The organism is Lentibacillus sp. L22, from assembly GCF_040812445.1.
GTDB lineage: Bacteria > Bacillota > Bacilli > Bacillales > Amphibacillaceae > Lentibacillus_C > Lentibacillus_C daqui.
On sequence record NZ_JBFNXI010000119.1, the window covers coordinates 1 to 520 of the forward strand.

Genomic DNA, 520 nt, shown 5'->3' on the forward strand with positions numbered 1-520 from the left:
CTTCCCAATTATATTTTCAAAGTTGAGGATCAGGCTGTTATAGAACGATTAAAGACCGAAAAAATGAAAAAACGGGGGGATCTTATCTGGTTTTCGCCACTGGGGTTTCCTATACGGGTGGGATGTTCTTAGCCCCTTTAATGGATTACTTTAACGTTCCCATGTCGCCATTAATCAATATAGCGTTGCTGGTGCTTGCTATAGTATTGGTGGGTTTATTATCTTTTTCCATCAGTCGAAACCGCAAAAAGAAAATGTATGATGTTCTTAAATTTGAAACATTGCCCAGGGGAAAACTGTGGATTCGCCCAGGTTCAGTGAGACATTTTTTAAACGTATTATTGAGTTATCTTGTGATTTTAGGATTGAGTGTATTTTTTTTCCTAGGATATGTTGAATCTCGAAATTTTATGGTGCTAATCGTTGCGTCAGGAGTATTATTTGGTATATTTCTACTCAATCACAAAACATTTAAAGAAGGAAATATTACCGTGAAATTAAAGGATAGAAGAATATAAAA

1 protein-coding gene is annotated in these 520 nt (G+C 35.4%); it reads left to right on the plus strand.

The genetic code is table 11. The features are described from left to right. The first annotated feature begins 47 nt into the window (after positions 1 to 47). Positions 48 to 518, plus strand: coding sequence for a DUF443 family protein (locus ABRT01_RS18340; RefSeq protein WP_367749216.1), 471 nt, complete (start codon positions 48 to 50; stop codon positions 516 to 518). The last annotated feature ends 2 nt before the right edge of the window (positions 519 to 520 follow it).